The following is a 20,168-nucleotide window of genomic DNA, read 5'->3' as shown; positions in this document are numbered from 1 at the left end:
ACGGAGGGCGCCGTTCCGGCAGCACTGTGACGCAATTGCCGTACTGATTCGCCGTCAGGAGGCTGTCAGCCGCCCGATTTGTAACTTCCGGTCGCCTTCTCGAAGACCTCGGTCACCTTGCCCTCGCCGTCCTGCGGGCCCGTGACCATGACGACGTGGTAGCTGCCGCCGAGCGCCACGACGAAGTTGCGGGCGACGACGCTGCGGCCCGTGCCGTCGATCCAGGTGTACCGGCCGGTGGCCCGCAGCTGCTGCCCCACCTTGGTGGTCTTCACGTCGCCGCCGCTGGCCCAGGTCGAGGACCGGTACGGGGCCAGCTCGGGCTCCTTGTCCTTCTGGTAGGTGGCCGGATCGGGGCTGCCCTCGACCTTGTCCCGGCCCGGGACGACGATCAGGACGTACTGGCCGTCGGTGTAGCGGACCTGGCCCGCCTCGTTCATGCCGCGGCGCTCCCAGCCCTGCGGGACGGCGATCTCGAAGTGCTCCGGGTCCTGTTGGACGGTGTAGCCGGGCGGCGCGGACGCCGGGGTCTGCGGGGACGGCTGCGAGGGGCCGGGCGTGGCGGAGGCCTGCGGAGGGCGCGGGGCCTGCGGGGAAGGCGTCTCGGTGTTGGCCACGGGCGTCTGCGAGGCGGCGCCCTGCTCCCCGCCCCCGCCCGCGCGCGGCAGGAACAGCACCGCGTACGCCACCGCCCCGGCGGTCAGGGCGAGGATCCCGGCCAGCAGGACCCGCCCCAGGTGGTGCGGGCCGCGCGCGGGCGCCGGGTTGCGGTGCCGGCCGTGCAGGTCGCCGCGCCGGCGCACGGCGGGCAGCCGGGCCGGGTCCGGGTCCGCGGGCGGGAGCGCGCCCGCGGCCGCGTCCGGCTCGGGGGCCGACCGCACGAGGGAGCGCAGCCAGCCGCGGAGCTCCTCGAAGTCGGGCCGCTCGGTGGGGTCCTGGCGCAGCAGCGACTCCACGACGGGCCGCAGCGGGCCGCACTCCTCCGCGAAGGCGGGCGCTTCGGCGCAGACCATCTCGACGAGTTCGGCGACGCTGTCCTCGGGGTACGGAGGATGCCCCTGCACGGACCGGTAGAGCAGCGCGCCCAGCGCCCACAGGTCGGTGGCCGGGCCGACGGGGGCCGCGATCTGCCAGGGGCCGGCGACGGTGCGGGCCTGCTCCGGGGACCACCGCTCGGTGACGGCGCCGACGACCGCCATCCGGGTCTGCCGGGCCCGCTCGGCGTCAAGCCCGGTCCGCGGCGCGCGCAGCACGGCGGGACGGGCGCCTTCCGCCACGGCGGAGTCGGCGGCATACGGGCGACCACCCGAGCCGCCGAGGGGACGGGCCGGAATCGCCCCGGCCGGGCTGCCGGGGGCGTTGGGCGGGCGGGCCGCGATCGGCGCGGCCGGGCGTCCGGCGGCCGCGGCTCCCGGGGCCGGGTGGTCACCGCGGGGGACCTCCGCCGCCTCGGGGGCATTGGGCAGACGGGCCGGGATCGGCGCGGCCGGGTCACCGGCGTGCGCGGGCCCGGGAGCGGCAGCATGCGGGCGGCCGCCCGAACCGCCGAGGGAGCGGGCCGGGATCGCCCCCGCCGCGCCCCCGGCGGCCGCGGCTTCCGGGGCCAAGTGGTGACCGCGGGGGACCTCCGCCGGCGCGGGGGCATTGGGCAGACGGGCCGGGATCGGCGCGGCCGGGCGTCCGGCGCTGGCGGGAGGGCCGGTGGGGCGCAGGCGGTCGGTGTCCTCGTCGGCGTGCCGGAAGCCCTGCGGCAGGGCAGGCGGCAGGGCAGCCTGGCGGCGCGGGGTCGCCCCGTGCCAAGGCACGTCGGCCCCGGTCGGCAGCCCGTCACCGGCGGCACCGCCGCCGGACCGGCCGGGCGCGGGCTCGGGCGCCGCGGGTGCGGGTGCCTCCGGAGCGGGGGCCGGCGGTTCCGGGTTCGGGGCCGCCTCCGCGGGCGGCACGGCCTTGGGGCCGCCGTACGGGTACGAGTACCCCTGCGGCAGCTTCGACCCGATCGGCCGCTGTTCCGGGGCCGCGCCGGGCGCCTCCCCCTGCGCGGCGACCCGGGCGGTCACGGCCTCCGCCCCCGCCCCGTGGGCGGCGACGGCTCCGCCCCGCGGCCCGGTCTCGTACCCGGGGGCGACAAGCGGCGCACGGCCCGCGGCGTCCCCGTGCGGATCCCGCTCGGGGACGATGTGGTCCGCGTACCGCGGCCCGGCGACGGGACCGGGCACGGCCAGCGGGTCACGGCCCGACGGCAGCGGCGGCGGATCGGCGCGGTCCGTGCAGCCGGACCCCGCGACAGGGCCGGACACGCCCAGCGGTTCACGGCCGGACGGCAGCGGCGGCGGATCGACGCGGTCCGTGCAGCCGGACCCCGCGACAGGGCCGGACACGCCCAGCGGGTCACGGCGGGACGGCAGCGGCGGCTCGGAAAGGGCGCTGTCGGCGGACCCGGACCCCGGCACGGCCAGCGGGTCACGGCCGGACGGCAGCGGCGGCTGCGGATCGGCCTGGTCGGTGTGCCGGGAGCCGGGCGGGGGCACTGGGCCGCGGACGGGCGGCAGGTGCGGCTCCGGGTGGGGCCGGTCGGTGTGGCGGGGGCCCGGTGGGGAGCCGGCGGGACGGTCGGGGAGGGCGGCGGGCCGCGGGGTCGTCTCGTAGCCGGGGGCGACCAGGGGGGCGTACGGGGGCGCGGCGGGAGCGGGCGGGGTGCCCCAGGTCCCCTCCTCGGCCGGGCCGTCGTCCTCGGCCGGGACCGGGTCGTACCCGCACAGCGCGTCCTCGGCGGCACCGGCCGCGAGGCCGGTCAGGACGACGCGCCCGTCGTCGCAGATCAGCACGGTCCGCACCGTGATGTTGCGGTGCGTCCAGCCGTGCGCGTGCAGCACGCGCAGCGCTGTCAGCACGTCGGAGGCCACCTCGGCCGCCCGGTACGGCGTCAGCGGCTCGTCCGCGAGCAGCGCGGCCAGCGGCCGGGCGGGCACGAGTTCGCTCACTATCCACAGCGAACCGCCCTCGGCGAACACGTCGAAGACCTGGTCCAGCCGCGGGTGGTCGGGGACGGACGCCGCCGCTTGCGCCGCCGCGATCGCCCGCCGCACGGCCGGGAGTTCAGCCGCCGGGCGCCGCCCGCCCCCGGAGGGGTGCGGCGGCCGCGGCGCCTCCGGGGCGTACCCGGCGGCCTCGCCGTCGACCAGCTCGGCGTCCACGATCTCGGGTAACGGCACCTGCCGGACCAGGACTTCCTGTCCGCTGCGCGTGTCGAAGGCGCGGGTCTCCGCCGGCTCGTACTCGTCCGACGGGGGCAGCGGCAGACGGTAGCGGCCGGCCAGGATCCGCCCCGCGTAGTCCTCCACTGCGCCTCCCCCGAGTGCCGGGGCCGTCTCCCTGCGGCCCCCGCTGACACGATACGTCGCCGGGGGCTTCCGCGTCCCGGACCCGGGAAGGCTCGTCAGGCCAGGGGCTGGAACGTCGCGAAGGCGGTGTCGCGCAGCTGCCGGCACTCGGGGCCGTCCCACTGGTCCGCCGGGCAGCTGATCATGATGGCGTAGCCGCGCTTGGCGTCCACCTTGAAGCCGCGGTTGAGCACGCGGACCTTGATGCCCTTCTGCTCCCGCTCGAACTCCCAGTCGGCGACGGTGGGGTAGTCGCGGTAGCCGACCGCGTCGATGCGGATCGTCCGGTAGTCCTTGCTGCTTTTGGCGACCGCCTGGGCGAGCGCCGCCCACGCCGCGCGCGCGTCCTCGCCGGGGCGGTCGGTGTAGTCGACCTGGATGCGCGGGAAGCCGCCGTCGCGGCTGTATATGGCGCCGGAGTCCTCGCCGGCGACGCCCGTCTGGCGGAAGTCCTGGGGCATCGCCATGGAGAAGTGGAAGCCGAGGTCCGTCACCGTGGCGAAGCCGGCGGGGAGCCCGGCCGCGGGGCCGCCCGGGCTGGAGCCCTGCCCCTGTCCCTGGCTCTGGCCCTGCGCGGCCGCCTGGTCCTGGCCCTGCCCCTGGCTCTCCTGCCCGCTCGGCGTCTGCCCCTGGGCCGACGGGCTGCTGCCGCCCGCCCCGTCCCCGGTGGAGCCGGCGTCGGCGGTCTTGCCGGAGGGGCCGGGGGCAGGCGCCCCCGAAGCCGCCGTGCCCGGGGTGCCCTTGCCCTGCTCCTTGTCGTCGCCGCCGCTGAACGCGTACACGATCAGCGAGCCGATCGCGGCCAGCGCGACCACCACGCCGGCGATGGCGAGCCCGATGGTGCGGCGGGACATGACGTCCGTCAGCGGCGCCGCGACCGGACCGGTACGCGCGCCGCCGGGCGCCGAGGGCTCGGCGGCGGTCGCGGCCGTGGCCGTGGCGGTGGCGGCGGCCTTGCGGGCCGCCTTCAGTGCGGCGCGGGCGCGCTCGCGCTGCTCCCGCTCGCGGCGCTCCCGCTCCTTCCTCTCCGCCTTCTCGGCGGCCTTGTCGGCGGCGGCCTTGGCCGCGGCCTCCTTCGCCGCGCTCAGGGAGATCTGCCGGGTCTCCTCGACTGCCGGGGCGAGGACCTCGGCGGCCTCCGGCTCCGGCGCGTTGACCACGGCGGTCAGCATGACCCGGGCGCGCTCCTCGTCGAGGCGGCGCGCGGGGTCCTTGACCAGCAGGCCGTAGATGACCTCGGTGAGCGGGCCGGCGTTCTTGGGCGGCTCCACCGGCTCCGTCATGACGGCGGTGAGCGTGGCGAGCGCGGACCCCTTGTCGTAGGGGGGCACGCCCTCGACGGCGGCGTAGAGCAGGCCGCCGAGCGACCACATGTCGGCCGGCGGGCCGGGCTTCTGGCCGCGGGCGCGCTCGGGCGAGATGTACGAGGGCGCGCCGACGAGCATGCCGGTGGAGGTGATGGACGGGTCGCCCTCGACCTGCGCGATACCGAAGTCGGTGAGGACGACGCGGCCGTTGGCGGCGATGAGCACGTTGGACGGCTTCACGTCGCGGTGCAGGATGCCCTGGCCGTGGGCGGCGCGCAGCACTTCGAGCACCGCGAGGCCGACCTCGGCGGCGCGGCGGGGCGTCAGCGGGCCCTGCTCCCGTATGAACTCGGCGAGGGAGGGGCCCTCGATGAGCTCCATGACGATCCACGGCCGGCCGTCCTCGTCGACGACGTCGAAGACGGTGACGGCGCCGCCGCTGCGGATCCGGGCGATGGCCTTGGCCTCGCGGAGGGTGCGGGTGATGAGGCGGCGCTTCTCGTCCTCGTCGACGCCGTTGCCGAAGCGGAGCTCCTTGACGGCGACGGTGCGGCCGAGGGTCTCGTCCTCGGCGCGCCAGACGGTGCCCATGCCGCCCTTGCCGAGCACCTCGCCGAGCCGGTAGCGGCCGGCGAGGAGCCGGCCCTCGCGGCCGCTGTCGTCGGCGGCCTTCACGGCCGCGGCCTTCACGGCGGCGGCGACGGCGTCGGCCTTGTCGATGATGGGGTTCCCGGACGTCGCCCGCACGGCCTCGGCCTGCGCCCTGGGCTTCGGCTTCGCGCCCTCCGGCGCGGCCGCCCCGGCCCTCGCGGCACCCGGCTTCGCGTCCTCCGGCTCCCCCGAAGCGGAACCTGCCGCGGCAGCGGCGCCCTTCGCGAGGCTTGCCTTCACGCCCTCCGAGGCGGCGGCACCGGCCTTCGGAGCGGTCGGCTCGGCGCTCTCCGGCCCCTCCGAAGCGGAGCCGGCCGTGGCAGCGGCCTCTTCCGCCCGACCCGGCTTCACGCCCCCCGCGCGGACTGAAGCGGAATCAGCCGCCCCCGCCTTCGCAGTACCGGGCTTCGCGTCCTCCGGCCCCCGCGAAGCAGCGGCAGCAGGACCGGCATCCTTCGCCAGGCTCGACTTCACCTTCCCGACATCGGCCGAAACGGAACCGGCCGTGGCGGAACCGCCCTCCGCCAGGCCGGGCTTCGCGCCCTCCGGCTCATCCGAAGCGGAATCGACCGCAGCAGTGGCGCTCTTCGCCAGGGCCGGCTTCGTCTTCCCGGCATCGGTCGAAGCGGAACGGGCCGCGTTGGCACCGCCCTTCGTGAGGCCCGGCTTCGCGTCCTCCGGCGCGGCGGCCGAAGCGGAACCGGTCTCGGCGGAGGGCCGCGGCTTCGCGGGGCCGGGCTTGCGGGTGGCGGCTGCCGGGGCGTCGGCGGCGGCGGACCCGGTGTCAGCCGGCCCGGCGTCCGCGGCCGTACGGGCAGCCTTCGGCTTCGTGAGGTCGGGCTTCGGGGAGGCGGACCCGGCCGGACCGGCGGCCTCCGGCACCGCGGCGCCCGGCCTGGCCGCATCCGCGGGCGTCCTCGCAGGCGGGACGGCCTTCACAGACGGCTCCGGCCCGCCCGACACAGGCTTCGCCCGGTCCTGCTCCGCCGCAGGCGAATCGGTGTGCTCCGGCTTCGACATGCGTCCCCTCTGCGATCGTGCCGCCTGCTCCGGCTGCCCCGGCACCCGCCGGAGTGCCCGGCGGCCCGCCCCGGGAGAACCCGCGCGATAACCCGCCCCGGCAGAACCCTTATTGTTCCTCACTCCGCAACGGACGGGAGCCCCGGGTCCGCGGTTCCCCCCTCCGGATCGCGGAGTTACAACGGAACGATGTCGGGCGCCCCCAGCCTGGCGGCATCCGCCGTCTGGTCGTCAGGCTGCCGCTGCGATTCGCGCTCAGCCTGCACTCTCTTCTCGTAGTGCTCCACTTCCTTCTCGATCTGCTGCTCGTCCCACCCCAGCACGGGGGCCATCAGCTCCGCGCACTCCCGCGCCGAGCGCGTCCCCCGGTCGAACGTCTCGATCGAGATCCGCGTCCGGCGGGTCATCACGTCGTCGAGGTGGCGGGCCCCTTCGTGCGAGGCGGCGTAGACGACTTCGGCCCGCAGGTAGTCGTCCGCCCCGCCGAGCGGCTCGCCGAGCGACGGGTCGGCCGCGATCAGGTCCAGCAGCTCGTCGACCATCGACCCGTACCGGTTCAACAGGTGTTCCACCCGCACCACATGGAGCCCGGACCGGGCGGCGATCCCGGCCCGGCCGTTCCACAGGGCCCTGTACCCCTCGGCGCCCACCAGCGGCACCTCCTCGGTGACGCAGCCGGCGACCCGCTGGTCGAGGCCGTGCACCGCCTCGTCCACCGCGTCCTTCGCCATCACCCGGTACGTCGTGTACTTGCCGCCCGCCACGACGACGAGCCCCGGCACCGGGTGCGCCACGGTGTGCTCGCGGGACAGCTTGCTCGTCGCGTCCGACTCCCCCGCCAGCAGGGGCCGCAGGCCCGCGTAGACGCCTTCCACGTCATCCCTCGTGAGGGGGACGGCCAGGACCGAGTTGACGCGCTCCAGCAGGTAGTCGATGTCCGCGCTGGAGGCCGCCGGGTGCGCCTTGTCCAGGTCCCAGTCGGTGTCGGTGGTCCCCACGATCCAGTGCCGGCCCCAGGGGATGACGAACAGGACCGACTTCTCCGTCCGCAGGATCAGCCCGGTGGTCGAGTTGATCCGGTCCTTCGGGACGACGAGGTGGACTCCCTTCGACGCCCGGACGTGGAACCGGCCGCGCTCCCCGATCAGGCCCTGCGTGTCGTCCGTCCACACCCCGGTCGCGTTGACGACCTGGCGGGCGCGGACCTCGTACTCCCGCCCGCCCTCCACGTCCTGCACGCGCGCCCCGACGACCCGCTCGCCCTCCCGCAGGAATCCGACGACCCGCGCCCGGTTGGCGCAGTGCGCCCCGTACACCGCGGCCGTCCGCACCAGCGCGGTGACGTACCGGGCGTCGTCCACCTGGGCGTCGTAGTACTGCAGGGCGCCCACCAGGGCGTCCTTGCGCAGGGCCGGCGCCACCCGCAGGGCGCGCCGGCGGGAGAGGTGCCGGTGCACGGGCAGGCCGCGGCCGTGCCCGCCGGAGACGGACATCCCGTCGTACAGGGCGACGCCCGATCCGGCGTAGAACCGCTCCCAGCCCTTGTGCCGGAGGGGGTAGAGGAACGGCACGGGCCGGACCAGGTGCGGGGCGAGCCGCTCCAGCAGCAGGCCGCGCTCCTTCAGCGCCTCGCGCACGAGGGCGAAGTCGAGCATCTCCAGGTAGCGCAGGCCGCCGTGGATCAGCTTGCTGGACCGGCTGGACGTACCGGACGCCCAGTCCCGCGCCTCGACGATGCCGGTCAGGAGGCCCCTGGTCGCGGCGTCCAGCGCGGTGCCCGCGCCGACCACGCCCGCACCCACCACGAGCACGTCCAGTTCCCGCTCGGCCATCCGGGCGAGGGCGTCGGCGCGCTGCGCCGGCCCCAGTGTCGCTGTCCTCACGGCTGCCTCCCGTCGGTGCGGGCCGCGCCGACTCGGCGCGGGTGGTCCCGCTCACGTCCCCCGTCCTCGATTCTGACCCGGAGCCCCCGCATCAGCCACCGCCTGTGGACAACACAACGGAGACCATCACCCCGTAATACGACAGATCGGTCATATATACGCCTAGTCTGACATCGCGCCAGCTCATCGGAGGCCCCCGGGATCCACAGGACTTGCGCACCCAGCCTCTCCATGCATGCCAGGGAAGGGACGGCACCACCCCATGCCCGCAGACCTCGCCGTCATCGGACTCGGCCACCTCGGCCTCCCACTGGCCCAGGCCGCCGTCGCAGCAGGGATCGAGACCGTCGGCTACGACATCGGCCCGGCCACCGGTTCCACTCTCACCGCCGCCGAGGTCCGCCGCATGTCGGCCGCCGGCTTCCGGGTCACCGCCAACCCCGCCGACCTCGGCCGGGTCCGCACCGCCGTCATCTGCGCCCCCACCCAGCTCGGCGCCGACCGCGCCCTCGACCTCGGCGCCGTCGGCGAGGCGGGCCGGGCCCTGGCCGCCCGGCTGCGCCCCCACACCACCGTGGTCCTGGAGTCCGCTGCCCACCCCGGCACCACCGAGGAGTACCTGCGCCCGATCCTGGAGTCCGGCTCGGGGCTGCGCGCCGGCCGCGACTTCCACCTGGCCTACTCCCCCAGCCGCCACGACCCCGGCAACCGCACCCACACCATCGCCAACACGCCCAAGGTCATCGGCGGCCTCACCCCCGCCTGCACCGAGTCCGCCCACGCCTTCTACGCCCGCATCGCCGAGAAGGTCGTCCGCGCCCGCGGCCTGCGCGAGGCGGAGACCGTCCAGCTCCTGGAGACCAACTACCGGCACGTGAACATCGCACTGATGAACGAGATGGCCGTCCTCTGCCACGACCTCGGCGTCGACCTGTGGGACGTCATCCGCTGCGCCGAGACCAAGCCGTACGGCTTCCACGCCTTCCGCCCCGGCCCCGGCGTCGGCGGCCACAGCGTCCCCCTCGACCCGAACTACCTCCCCCACACCACGCGCACCCCCGGCCACCCCCTGCGCATGGTCGGCCTCGCCCAGGAGATCAACGGGCGGATGCCCCAGTACGTCATCCAGCGCTGCGCCACCCTGCTGAACGAGCACGGCAAGTCCGCCCGCGGGGCCCGCGTCCTGCTCCTCGGCGTCACCTACAAGCCGGACCTCGCCGACCAGGAGGGCTCCCCGGCCCCCGAGATCGCCAGCCGCCTCCTCGACCTCGGCGCCCTGATCAGCTACCACGACCCGTACGTCGCCGGCTGGCGGGTCCGCGACCAGCCGGTCCCCCGCGCCGAGTCCCTCTACGAGGCCGCCGCCACCGCCGACCTGACGATCCTGCTCCAGCACCACCGCACCTACGACCTCCAGGGCCTGGCGGTGAAGGCGCAGCTCCTCCTGGACACCCGCGGGGCGAGCCCGGCCGGCGCCGCCCACCGCCTCTGACCGGGTACGCCGAAGGGCCGGCCCCCGCAGCGGGGAGCCGGCCCTTCTCGCGTCTCGCGCGTACGGCCGCGGGCCGGGTCAGCCGTGGTGGTGGCTGTCCGCGACGGTGACCTCGACGCGCTGGAACTCCTTCAGCTCGCTGTAGCCGGTGGTGGCCATCGAGCGGCGCAGGGCGCCGAAGAGGTTCATGGAGCCGTCCGGGGAGTGCGACGGGCCGGTGAGGATCTCCTCGGTGGTGCCGACGGTGCCCAGGTGGACCTTCTTGCCGCGCGGCACGTCCTCGTGGACGGCCTCCATGCCCCAGTGGTGGCCCTTGCCGGGCGCGTCGGTGGCGCGGGCCAGCGGGGAGCCCATCATGACGGCGTCGGCGCCGCAGGCGATGGCCTTGGGCAGGTCGCCGGACCAGCCCACGCCGCCGTCGGCGATGACGTGCACGTAGCGGCCGCCGGACTCGTCCATGTAGTCGCGGCGGGCGGCGGCCACGTCCGCGACGGCGGTGGCCATCGGGACCTGGATGCCCAGCACGTTGCGGGTGGTGTGCGCGGCGCCGCCGCCGAAGCCGACGAGGACGCCGGCCGCGCCGGTGCGCATCAGGTGCAGGGCCGCGGTGTAGGTGGCGCAGCCGCCGACGATGACCGGGACGTCGAGCTCGTAGATGAACTGCTTGAGGTTCAGCGGCTCGGCGGCGCCGGAGACGTGCTCCGCGGAGACCGTCGTCCCCCGGATGACGAAGATGTCGACGCCCGCGTCGACGACGGCCTTGGAGAACTGGGCGGTCCGCTGCGGGGAGAGCGCGGCGGCGGTGACGACGCCGGAGTCGCGGACCTCCTTGATGCGCTGCCCGATCAGGTCGGCCTGGATCGGGGCCGCGTAGATCTCCTGGAGGCGGCGGGTCGCGGCCTCCTCCGGCAGCTCGGCGATCTCGTCGAGCAGCGGCTGCGGGTCCTCGTGGCGGGTCCACAGGCCTTCGAGGTTGAGGACGCCGAGGCCGCCGAGCTCGCCGATGCGGATCGCGGTCTGCGGGGAGACGACGGAGTCCATGGGGGCGGCCAGGAACGGGAGCTCGAAGCGGTACGCGTCGATCTGCCAGGCGATGGAGACCTCCTTCGGATCCCGCGTCCGCCGGCTCGGGACGATGGCGATGTCGTCGAACGCGTACGCCCTGCGGCCGCGCTTGCCGCGCCCGATCTCGATCTCAGTCACGTGTGGTGGCCTTTCCTCTGGGTCTGCCCGTCCAGTATCCCCGAAGGGCGGGGGCGCGCGTCCCGGAGACCGCTGTGCGGACGCACGCCGGAGGGGCGGGCCCGTCTCCCGGACCCGCCCCTCCGCGGCGGTCAGCGCTTGCGCGAGTAGTTCGGCGCCTCGACCGTCATCTGGATGTCGTGCGGGTGGCTCTCCTTCAGGCCCGCGGAGGTGATCCGGACGAACCGGCCCCGCTCCTGGAGCTCCGGCACCGTGCGGCCGCCGACGTAGAACATCGACTGGCGCAGGCCGCCGACGAGCTGGTGGACCACCGCGGACAGCGGGCCGCGGTAGGGCACCTGGCCCTCGATGCCCTCGGGGATGAGCTTGTCGTCGCCGCCCACGCCCTCCTGGAAGTAGCGGTCCTTGGAGAAGGACTTGCGGTCGCCGCGGGACTGCATCGCGCCGAGGGAGCCCATCCCGCGGTACGACTTGAACTGCTTGCCGTTGATGAACAGCAGCTCGCCGGGGGACTCCTCGCAGCCGGCCAGCAGCGAGCCGAGCATCACCGTGTCGGCGCCGGCGACCAGGGCCTTGGCGATGTCGCCGGAGTACTGCAGGCCGCCGTCGCCGATGACGGGGACGCCCGCGGCCTTGGCCGCCAGAGCGGCCTCGTAGATGGCGGTGACCTGCGGGACGCCGATGCCGGCGACGACGCGGGTGGTGCAGATGGAGCCGGGGCCCACGCCGACCTTGATGCCGTCCGCACCGGCGTCGACCAGGGCCTGCGCGCCGTCGCGGGTGGCGACGTTGCCGCCGATGACGTCGACCGAGGCATTCGACTTGATCTTGGCGACCATGTCGCCGACGAGGCGGGAGTGGCCGTGCGCGGTGTCGACGACGATGAAGTCGACGCCGACCTCGATGAGGGCCTGGGCACGCTCGTACGCGTCGCCGGCGACGCCGACCGCGGCGCCGACGAGCAGGCGGCCCTCCTTGTCCTTGGCCGCGTGCGGGTACTTCTCGGCCTTGACGAAGTCCTTGACGGTGATGAGGCCCTTGAGGACGCCCGCGTCGTCGACCAGCGGCAGCTTCTCGATCTTGTGGCGGCGCAGCAGCTCCATGGCGTCGACGCCGGAGATGCCGACCTTGCCCGTGACGAGCGGCATCGGGGTCATGACCTCGCGCACCTGGCGGCTGCGGTCGGACTCGAAGGCCATGTCGCGGTTGGTGACGATGCCGAGGAGCTTGCCCGCGGCGTCGGTGACGGGCACACCGGAGATGCGGAACTTCGCGCAGAGCTCGTCGGCCTCGCGCAGCGTCGCGTCCGGGTGGACCGTGATCGGGTCGGTCACCATGCCGGACTCGGAGCGCTTGACCAGGTCGACCTGGTTGGCCTGGTCGGCGATGGAGAGGTTGCGGTGGAGCACGCCGACGCCGCCCTGGCGGGCCATCGCGATCGCCATGCGGGACTCGGTGACCTTGTCCATGGCGGCGGACAGCAGCGGGATGTTGACCCGCACGTTCCGGGAGATGAGGGAGGAAGTGTCGATCTCGTCCGGGGCCATGTCCGACGAGCCCGGCAGCAGCAGGACGTCGTCGTACGTGAGTCCGAGCGCGGCGAATTTGTCGGGCACTCCGTCGGAGTTGACAGTCATGACACCTTCCCAAATGGTCTTGCCCAGCGCGGATGTCCATGCTAACGGGATCGGCAGGCGTCTCATTCCACGAGCGAGATCACTTCCAAGTTTCGTGGATTCCTCCTATTGATCGGCATGCGCCGACCGCCCCGGGAACCGCCGCCGGCGGATCCCGCGCGCTACTGCTCGGCCAGGGCCCGCAGCCGGCTGAGCGCCCGGTGCTGGGCCACCCGGACGGCGCCGGGGGACATGCCGAGCATCTGGCCGGTCTCCTCGGCGGTCAGGCCGACCGCGACGCGCAGCACGAGGAGCTCGCGCTGCGTCTCCGGCAGGTTGGCGAGCAGCTTGCGGGCCCAGGCGGCGTCGCTGCTGAGCAGCGCGCGCTCCTCCGGCCCGAGGGAGTCGTCCGGCCGCTCGGGCATCTCGTCGGACGGGACGGCGGTGCTGCCGGGGTGGCGCATGGCGGCCCGCTGGAGGTCGGCGACCTTGTGCGCGGCGATCGCGAAGACGAACGCCTCGAAGGGGCGGCCGGTGTCGCGGTAGCGCGGGAGGGCCATCAGGACGGCGACGCAGACCTCCTGCGCCAGGTCCTCGACGAAGTGGCGGGCGTCACCCGGGAGCCGGGAGAGCCGGGTGCGGCAGTAGCGGATGGCCAGCGGGTGCACGAAGGCGAGCAGGTCGTGGGTGGCCTGCTCGTCGCCGTCGACGGCGCGCCGGACGAGATCGCTGACCGCCCCGGCGCCGCCGCCTTTGGCGGCTCCGGTGGGGCCTGTGGCCGCGGGGGAGCCCAGGGCCTCGTCGTCGCGCATCAATCCATGGTGCCTTGGCGCCGGAGCGTTCGCGGCACCGCGGCCCGTGTTGTGCGCCGAAGCGTTATGAGCGGGTGCGCCTGGACTCGTCACTGCACGCTCCCCTCCCGCTCGCCCGAATACGTTCCGAGGCCCCATCCCAGAAATGCGCCACACACTCAAGCATGCGGCATCGCGCACGAAGCGACACGTCCCCCGGATTGTGCCCCGCCAATCCCCGGCCGCGTCGCACGGGGGTGGGCGGGCGGCAGGGCCGGGAGGACGGCGGGCGGCCCGGGGCCGGGCGGCGTGCCGGGCGCGCCGCCCCGTCCGCCGGGGGGCGGACGGGACCGGCTCAGCGTCCGGCCCGCGGGGGCGGGGTCAGCGGACGAGGCCCCAGCGGAACCCGAGCGCCACGGCGTGCGCCCGGTCCGAGGCGCCCAGCTTCTTGAACAGCCGGCGGGCGTGCGTCTTGACCGTGTCCTCGGAGAGGAAGAGCTCGCGCCCGATCTCCGCGTTGGACCGGCCGTGGCTCATGCCCTCCAGCACCTGGATCTCGCGCGCGGTGAGGGTGGGCGCGGCGCCCATCTCGGCGGAGCGGAGCCGGCGCGGGGCCAGCCGCCAGGTCGGGTCGGCGAGGGCCTGGGTGACCGTGGCCCGCAGTTCGGCGCGCGAGGCGTCCTTGTGCAGGTAGCCGCGGGCGCCTGCGGCGACGGCCAGGGCCACGCCGTCGAGGTCCTCGGCCACGGTGAGCATGATGATGCGGGCGCCCGGATCGGCCGAGAGCAGCCGGCGCACCGTCTCCACACCGCCGAGCCCGGGCATCCGTACGTCCATGAGAATCAGGTCGGAGCGGTCGGCGCCCCAGCGGCGGAGGACTTCCTCGCCGTTGGCAGCCGTCGTCACACGCTCGACGCCGGGCACGGTGGCAACCGCGCGACGGAGCGCCTCTCGGGCAAGCGGGGAGTCGTCGCAGACGAGGACGGAAGTCATGACCGCCCTCCGGAGCTGCTGATGCGCGTCACCTTGAGCCTCCAGGCTGGTACGTATCGTCACCTGTGCGGTCGATGCTCTCGGACACCTGTCCGGGAGGTCATTGGTTCAACCGCCTTCGCTCTCTCAACGATGGTCACTCGAAAGAGTTACGGGTCGGACGGACACCTTCGGCACTCTACGTGAGGGCGCGATCACATCGGCGGCGCCACTCGCCGCCCGTCCTCCATCTGGAGCTATGCCCTATTTGGCGGCTTTCCTTCCGTTTCGCCTGTGTCTGAGGCTAGATTCCCAATGAGTCATATTTACATCTACTAGGACAGTAGGTGTGGTGGCTTGGACCGTATCCGTCTCAGTACCGGCACCATGGAGGACTACCCATGGCAGATTTCTCCCGCCTCCCCGGACCGAACGCCGACCTCTGGGACTGGCAGCTGCTGGCCGCCTGCCGGGGGGTCGACAGCTCCCTCTTCTTCCACCCGGAGGGCGAGCGGGGCGCGGCCCGGAGTGCGCGCGAGGCCTCGGCTAAAGAGGTCTGCATGCGATGCCCGGTGCGTTCGGAATGCGCCGCGCACGCGCTGGCCGTACGCGAGCCCTACGGGGTGTGGGGCGGCCTCACAGAGGACGAGCGCGAGGAGCTGATGGGCCGCGCCCGCCATCGGCTGATCCCCGCGTCGAGCACGATCGGACGGATCACGCCGGACGACTGATCCGGATCCGGCGCAGCGAAGAAGGAACGTTTCAGCAGCCCGCTGCGGGGCGGGCACCGCCCTGCGGACCGCGCTCAGCGGGCCGCGGCCCGCTCCAGCTCGGCGAGGGTCGCGGCGACGGCGGGCACCCGGGCCAGGTCGGGCAGCGTCAGCGCCACGATCTCGCGCTCGACGGCGGGCTCGACGGCCACGGTGCTCACGCCCTTGGCGCGGACGGACTCCACCGCGAGCTCCGGCAGCACCGCCACGCCGAGCCCCGCGCCGACCAGGCCGGCGACGGCCGGATAGTCGTCGGTCGCGAAGTCGATGCGCGGGGTGAAGCCCGCGTCCTCGCACACCTCGACCAGGTGGCGGCGGCAGCGCGGACAGCCGGCGATCCACGGCTCGTCCGCGAGTTCCGCCATGCCCACGCTGGCGGCGCCGGCCAGCCGGTGGCCCTCCGGGACCAGCCCGACGAGGCGGTCCGTCAGCAGGGGCCGCACGACCAGGTCCTCCCACCCCTCGGCCGCCGGCGCCCCGCCGCCGGAGGCGGGGCCGCCCGCCCGGTCGGGGCCGGCGTAGCGGAAGGCCAGCGCCAGGTCGCAGTCGCCGTCGCGCAGCATCTCCACCGAGCGCGGCGGCTCCGCCTCGACCAGCGAGATCCGCGTCCCCGGGTGCCCGGCGCGCATCGCCGCGAGCGCGGTCGGCACCAGGGTGGAACTGCCGCTGGGGAAGGACACGAGCCGGACCCGGCCGGCGCGCAGCCCGGCGATGGCGGCGACCTCCTCCTCCGCGGCCGTCAGCCCGGCGAGGATCCCGGCGGCATGCCGCACCAGGGCCTCGCCGGCCTGCGTCAGGCGCATCTCGCGGCCGGCGCGGACGAGCAGCGGGGTGCCGGCGGACTGCTCCAGCGCCTTCATCTGCTGGGAGACGGCGGGCTGCGTGCACCCGAGTTCGCGGGCGGCCGCGGAGAAGGAGCCGGTCCCGGCGACGGCGCGCAGGATCCGGAGATGACGTGCCTCGATCACCCTTCGAGCATAAGCCCGGCTTTGACGGAACTGCACATACCCGGGGCAGGACTTTGGGGCTCTGGGCTAGCGTGTCCCCCATGGCGCCCATGCATGTGATCTCCGTGAACGTCGGCCGCGCGGCCCCCTCCGAACACACCGACGCCGCGAGCGGGCTGACCGGCATCGGCAAGCGGCCGGTCCCCGGCCCGGTGCGCGTCGCCGCGCCCGGCCCGCGCGGGACCGGCGGCAGCGGCGTCGAGGGGGACGACATCTGCGACCTGCGCCACCACGGCGGCGACCACCAGGCCGTCTACGCCTACGCCCGCGAGGACCTCGACTGGTGGGAGGCCGAGCTGGGGCGCGAGCTGCCCGGCGGGATCTTCGGCGAGAACCTCACCACCGCGGGGATCGACGTGACCGGGGCCCTGCTGGGCGAGCGGTGGCGGGTCGGCCCGGAGGCCGTCCTGGAGGTCGCCTCGGGCCGCATCCCGTGCCGGACCTTCCAGGGCGTCCTGGGCGAGCGGGCCTGGGTGAAGCGGTACACCGGGGCCGTGCGGCCGGGAGCGTACCTGCGCGTCGTCCGGGAGGGGCGGATCTCGCCCGGCGACCCGGTCGAGGTCGTCGACCGGCCGGACCACGACGTCACGGTGGGCCTGTGGTTCCGGGCCTTCACCACGGAGCGGGAGCTGCTGCCGCGCACGCTGGCGGCGGGCGCGGCGATGGAGCCGAAGGCCCACGAGAAGGTCCGGGCGTACCTGCGCACGCAGGCGACGGCGCCCGCGAAGTAGCGGGCCGCTCCGGGCACGGGGCGGCGACGGACTAGGTTGCGGTCATGACGACTGCGCTGATCACTGGATCCACGGCGGGCATCGGCGCCGCCTTCGCCCGCAAACTCGCCTCCCGGGGCCACAACCTCGTCCTGGTCGCCCGCGACACCGCGCGCCTGCGCGAGCAGGCCACCGAGCTGCACGACCGGCACGGCATCGAGGCCGAGGTGCTGACCGCCGACCTGTCGGCGGAGGAGGGCATCGCGGCGGTCGAGGAGCGCCTGGGCGACCGCACCCACCCCGTGGACCTGCTGGTCAACAACGCGGGGTTCGGCAACAAGGGCCGCTACCTCGAAGTGTCCATGGCCGACGAGCTGACCATGCTGAAGGTCCACGTCGAGGCCGTGCTGCGGCTGTCCTCGGCGGCGGCCGGGTCCATGCGCTCGCGCGGGCGGGGCGGCATCGTGAACGTGGCCTCGGTGGCGGCGTTCGTCCCGCGGGGCACCTACGGGGCGAGCAAGGCCTGGGTCGTGCAGTTCACCCAGGGGGCCGCCCGGGACCTGGCGGGGTCGGGGGTGCGGATGATGGCGCTGTGCCCGGGGTTCGTGCGGACCGAGTTCCACCAGCGGGCGGGCATGGGGACGGACAGCATCCCCGGCTGGATGTGGCTGGACGCGGACAAGCTGGTGGCCGCCGCCCTCGACGACCTGGCCCGCGGCCGGGTCGTCTCGGTCCCGGACCCGCGGTACAAGGCGCTGATGGGCGTGGTGAAGCTGGCCCCGCGCGGGCTGCTGGGCGGGCTGACCTCCCGCACGGGGCGCAAGTACGGGCCCCAGTAGGGGGCCGGCCTTCCTAAAATGGTGCTGTTCCACCCATCCCGGGAGGTGCCATGACATTCGTGCAGATAGTTGACTACGAGACAAGCAGACCCGAGGCCGTCGGCGCGCTCTTCGACCGGTACCTGGAGCAGACCAACGGCAGGCGCACGGTGACCCACAGCCTGATCGGCCGGGACCGGGAGGCGGAGACGCACTACGTCGACGTCGTCGAGTTCCCCTCGTACGAGGAGGCCATGAGGAATTCTCACCTCCCGGAGACGGACCGGATGTTCCAGGAGATGGTGGCCCTCTGCGACGGGATGCCGCGCTTCACCAACCTGGACGTCGTCCGGGACGACCGCCTCAACAGCCTGCTGGCGGACCGGGTGTTCGACGACATCGCGACCAAGGGCGACCTGGACGCCGTCGCCGAGGTCTTCGCGGCGGACTACCGCCACCACGACGTCATGGGCCCGGCCGACCGGACGGGGCGCGAGGCGGTCGTCGAGGACGTGTCGGCGTGGCGCGCCGCCTTCGACTTCGACTTCGCGCGCGAGGCGCAGATGGCGCAGGACGACTTCGTCACCACGCTGTGGACCTGGACCGGCCGCCACAAGGGCGCCTTCATGGGAGCCGCCCCGACCGGGAGGACCTGCACCATGACCGGGACGACGGTCTTCCGGTGCCGGGACGGGATGATCGCGGAGGGCTGGTGGCACTACGACGCGATGGGCCTGATGCGCCAGGTCGGCGCCGCGCCGGCCTGAGCCGGGGCAGCCGCCGGCGCACACGGCGACGGCCCCGGCCGCTCCCGCCTCGCGGCGGTGGCGGCCGGGGCCGTCGCACGGAGTCCGGCAGGGGGTTCACACCCCCGCGGGATCAGTGGCTGTGGCCGTGGCCGTGCCCGTGACCGTGGCCGTTCGCCTCTTCCTCTTCCTTCTTCTCGACGACCAGGGTCTCGGTCGTGAGCAGCAGGGAGGCGATGGAGGCGGCGTTCTCCAGCGCGGAGCGGGTCACCTTGACCGGGTCGATGACGCCGGCCTTGACCAGGTCGCCGTACTCGCCGGAGGCGGCGTTGAAGCCCTGGCCCTTGTCGAGCTCGGCCACCTTGGAGGTGATGACGTAGCCCTCGAGGCCCGCGTTCTCGGCGATCCAGCGCAGGGGCTCGACGGCGGCGCGGCGCACGACCGCGACACCGGTGCCCTCGTCGCCGGCCAGGTCGAGGTTGCCCTCCAGGACCTTGACGGCGTGGACGAGCGCAGAGCCGCCACCGGAGACGATGCCCTCCTCGACCGCGGCGCGGGTCGCGGAGATGGCGTCCTCCAGGCGGTGCTTCCGCTCCTTCAGCTCCACCTCGGTGGCGGCGCCGACCTTGATGACGCAGACGCCGCCGGCGAGCTTCGCGAGGCGCTCCTGGAGCTTCTCGCGGTCCCAGTCGGAGTCGGTCGTCTCGATCTCGGCCTTGATCTGGTTGACGCGGCCGAGGACGTCCTCGGAGGAGCCCGCACCGTCGACGATGGTGGTGTCGTCCTTGGTGACGGTCACGCGGCGCGCGGAGCCGAGGACGTCCAGGCCGGCCTGGTCGAGCTTGAGGCCGACCTCCTCGGCGATGACGGTGGCACCGGTGAGGGTGGCCATGTCCTGGAGCATCGCCTTGCGGCGGTCGCCGAAGCCGGGGGCCTTGACCGCGACGGCGTTGAACGTGCCGCGGATCTTGTTGACGACCAGGGTCGACAGGGCCTCGCCCTCGACGTCCTCGGCGATGATCAGCAGCGGCTTGGAGCCACCCGCCTGGATGACCTTCTCCAGCAGCGGCAGCAGGTCCTGGATCGAGGAGATCTTGCCCTGGTGGATCAGGATGTAGGGGTCCTCCAGGACCGCCTCCATGCGCTCCTGGTCCGTCACGAAGTACGGCGACAGGTAGCCCTTGTCGAAGGCCATGCCCTCGGTGAACTCGAGCTCCAGGCCGAAGGCGTTGGACTCCTCGACGGTGATGACGCCGTCCTTGCCGACCTTGTCCATCGCCTCGGCGATGAGCTCGCCGACCTGCTGGTCCTGCGCGGAGAGCGCGGCGACGGCGGCGATGTCGGACTTGTCCTCGATCGGACGGGCGGTCGCGAGGAGCTCGGCGGACACGGCCTTGACCGCGGCGTCGATGCCCTTCTTCAGGGCGGCCGGGGAGGCGCCGGCGGCGACGTTGCGCAGGCCCTCGCGGACGAGCGCCTGGGCCAGGACGGTGGCGGTGGTGGTGCCGTCGCCCGCGATGTCGTTGGTCTTGGTCGCCACCTCCTTCACCAGCTGCGCGCCGAGGTTCTCGTACGGGTCGTCCAGCTCGACCTCGCGGGCGATGGTGACACCGTCGTTGGTGATGGTGGGGGCGCCGAACTTCTTGTCGATGACGACGTTGCGGCCCTTGGGGCCGATCGTCACCTTGACCGTGTCGGCCAGCTTGTTGACGCCGCGCTCGAGGGCGCGACGGGCGTCCTCGTCGAACTTCAGGATCTTCGCCATGGGAGCGGTTCAGCCCTCTCGAAAACTAGGGTTCAAA

General features: G+C 74.2%; 14 protein-coding genes. 5 read left to right on the top strand and 9 right to left on the bottom strand.

Features of this window, described 5'->3' with window-relative positions:
- Positions 1-65: 65 nt before the first annotated feature.
- The 3 genes from ACZ462_RS00180 to ACZ462_RS00170 form a co-directional block, all read right to left on the bottom strand.
- Positions 66-3,341, bottom strand: coding sequence for a protein kinase (locus ACZ462_RS00180; protein WP_467808107.1), 3,276 nt, complete (start codon positions 3,339-3,341; stop codon positions 66-68).
- 95 nt (positions 3,342-3,436) lie between these two features.
- Positions 3,437-5,578, bottom strand: coding sequence for a serine/threonine-protein kinase (locus ACZ462_RS00175; protein ID WP_467808106.1), 2,142 nt, complete (start codon positions 5,576-5,578; stop codon positions 3,437-3,439).
- Between the two features lie 956 nt (positions 5,579-6,534).
- A complete protein-coding gene (locus ACZ462_RS00170; protein WP_467808105.1) occupies positions 6,535-8,241 on the bottom strand; it encodes a glycerol-3-phosphate dehydrogenase/oxidase in 1,707 nt (568 codons plus the stop codon).
- 262 nt (positions 8,242-8,503) lie between these two features.
- On the opposite strand from ACZ462_RS00170, the gene ACZ462_RS00165 reads away from it, so the two are divergent.
- Positions 8,504-9,733 carry a nucleotide sugar dehydrogenase gene (locus ACZ462_RS00165; RefSeq protein WP_467808104.1) on the top strand — a complete coding sequence of 410 codons (1,230 nt, stop codon included), beginning with the start codon at positions 8,504-8,506 and terminating at the stop codon, positions 9,731-9,733.
- A gap of 78 nt (positions 9,734-9,811) precedes the next feature.
- On the opposite strand, the gene ACZ462_RS00160 is transcribed toward ACZ462_RS00165, so the two are convergent.
- The 4 genes from ACZ462_RS00160 to ACZ462_RS00145 form a co-directional block, all read right to left on the bottom strand.
- Positions 9,812-10,936, bottom strand: a complete 1,125-nt coding sequence (locus ACZ462_RS00160) for a GuaB3 family IMP dehydrogenase-related protein (RefSeq protein ID WP_467808102.1) — start codon at positions 10,934-10,936, stop codon at positions 9,812-9,814.
- 131 nt (positions 10,937-11,067) lie between these two features.
- Positions 11,068-12,573 carry an IMP dehydrogenase gene (gene guaB / locus ACZ462_RS00155; RefSeq protein WP_467808101.1) on the bottom strand — a complete coding sequence of 502 codons (1,506 nt, stop codon included), beginning with the start codon at positions 12,571-12,573 and terminating at the stop codon, positions 11,068-11,070.
- A gap of 161 nt (positions 12,574-12,734) precedes the next feature.
- Positions 12,735-13,364: a sigma-70 family RNA polymerase sigma factor gene (locus tag ACZ462_RS00150; RefSeq protein ID WP_467808100.1), complete on the bottom strand. Its 630-nt coding sequence runs from the start codon at positions 13,362-13,364 to the stop codon at positions 12,735-12,737.
- A gap of 360 nt (positions 13,365-13,724) precedes the next feature.
- Complete coding sequence (locus tag ACZ462_RS00145; RefSeq protein WP_003948568.1) at positions 13,725-14,336, bottom strand: response regulator transcription factor; 612 nt, start codon at positions 14,334-14,336, stop codon at positions 13,725-13,727.
- A gap of 380 nt (positions 14,337-14,716) precedes the next feature.
- On the opposite strand from ACZ462_RS00145, the gene ACZ462_RS00140 reads away from it, so the two are divergent.
- Positions 14,717-15,046 carry a WhiB family transcriptional regulator gene (locus ACZ462_RS00140; protein ID WP_467808099.1) on the top strand — a complete coding sequence of 110 codons (330 nt, stop codon included), beginning with the start codon at positions 14,717-14,719 and terminating at the stop codon, positions 15,044-15,046.
- A gap of 74 nt (positions 15,047-15,120) precedes the next feature.
- Here ACZ462_RS00140 and ACZ462_RS00135 read toward each other — a convergent pair whose 3' ends face one another.
- Positions 15,121-16,053, bottom strand: coding sequence for a LysR family transcriptional regulator (locus ACZ462_RS00135; protein WP_467808098.1), 933 nt, complete (start codon positions 16,051-16,053; stop codon positions 15,121-15,123).
- An 89-nt stretch (positions 16,054-16,142) separates the two neighbouring features.
- On the opposite strand from ACZ462_RS00135, the gene ACZ462_RS00130 reads away from it, so the two are divergent.
- Genes ACZ462_RS00130 through ACZ462_RS00120 form a run of 3 tightly spaced genes read left to right on the top strand, consistent with a single transcriptional unit; the run spans position 16,143 to position 18,387 of the window.
- Positions 16,143-16,823 (top strand): MOSC domain-containing protein, encoded by a 681-nt coding sequence (locus ACZ462_RS00130; protein ID WP_467808132.1) that lies wholly within the window; start codon positions 16,143-16,145, stop codon positions 16,821-16,823.
- A 44-nt stretch (positions 16,824-16,867) separates the two neighbouring features.
- On the top strand, positions 16,868-17,641 hold the full coding sequence (locus ACZ462_RS00125) for an SDR family NAD(P)-dependent oxidoreductase (RefSeq protein WP_467808097.1): 774 nt from the start codon (positions 16,868-16,870) through the stop codon (positions 17,639-17,641).
- Positions 17,642-17,691: 50 nt separating this feature from the next.
- The gene (locus ACZ462_RS00120; protein WP_467808096.1) at positions 17,692-18,387 is read left to right on the top strand and encodes an ester cyclase; all 696 of its coding nucleotides are present in this window, start codon (positions 17,692-17,694) and stop codon (positions 18,385-18,387) included.
- A 112-nt stretch (positions 18,388-18,499) separates the two neighbouring features.
- On the opposite strand, the gene groL is transcribed toward ACZ462_RS00120, so the two are convergent.
- On the bottom strand, positions 18,500-20,131 hold the full coding sequence (groL, locus tag ACZ462_RS00115) for a chaperonin GroEL (protein WP_467808095.1): 1,632 nt from the start codon (positions 20,129-20,131) through the stop codon (positions 18,500-18,502).
- Positions 20,132-20,168: the final 37 nt, after the last annotated feature.

The sequence above is a fragment of the Streptomyces sp. NPDC031121 genome, from assembly GCF_055570615.1.
This window is presented reverse-complemented; position numbering and strand designations above follow the sequence as displayed.

What these genes read in the sequence shown, in the direction of transcription:
- ACZ462_RS00125 (WP_467808097.1), top strand. Translation starts at nt 16,868, where the DNA reads ATGACGACTGCGCTGATCACTGGATCCACGGCGGGCATCGGCGCCGCC.
- guaB (WP_467808101.1), bottom strand. Translation starts at nt 12,573, where the DNA reads ATGACTGTCAACTCCGACGGAGTGCCCGACAAATTCGCCGCGCTCGGA.
- groL (WP_467808095.1), bottom strand. Translation starts at nt 20,131, where the DNA reads ATGGCGAAGATCCTGAAGTTCGACGAGGACGCCCGTCGCGCCCTCGAG.
- ACZ462_RS00130 (WP_467808132.1), top strand. Translation starts at nt 16,143, where the DNA reads ATGCATGTGATCTCCGTGAACGTCGGCCGCGCGGCCCCCTCCGAACAC.
- ACZ462_RS00150 (WP_467808100.1), bottom strand. Translation starts at nt 13,364, where the DNA reads ATGCGCGACGACGAGGCCCTGGGCTCCCCCGCGGCCACAGGCCCCACC.
- ACZ462_RS00120 (WP_467808096.1), top strand. Translation starts at nt 17,692, where the DNA reads ATGACATTCGTGCAGATAGTTGACTACGAGACAAGCAGACCCGAGGCC.
- ACZ462_RS00165 (WP_467808104.1), top strand. Translation starts at nt 8,504, where the DNA reads ATGCCCGCAGACCTCGCCGTCATCGGACTCGGCCACCTCGGCCTCCCA.
- ACZ462_RS00140 (WP_467808099.1), top strand. Translation starts at nt 14,717, where the DNA reads ATGGCAGATTTCTCCCGCCTCCCCGGACCGAACGCCGACCTCTGGGAC.
- ACZ462_RS00145 (WP_003948568.1), bottom strand. Translation starts at nt 14,336, where the DNA reads ATGACTTCCGTCCTCGTCTGCGACGACTCCCCGCTTGCCCGAGAGGCG.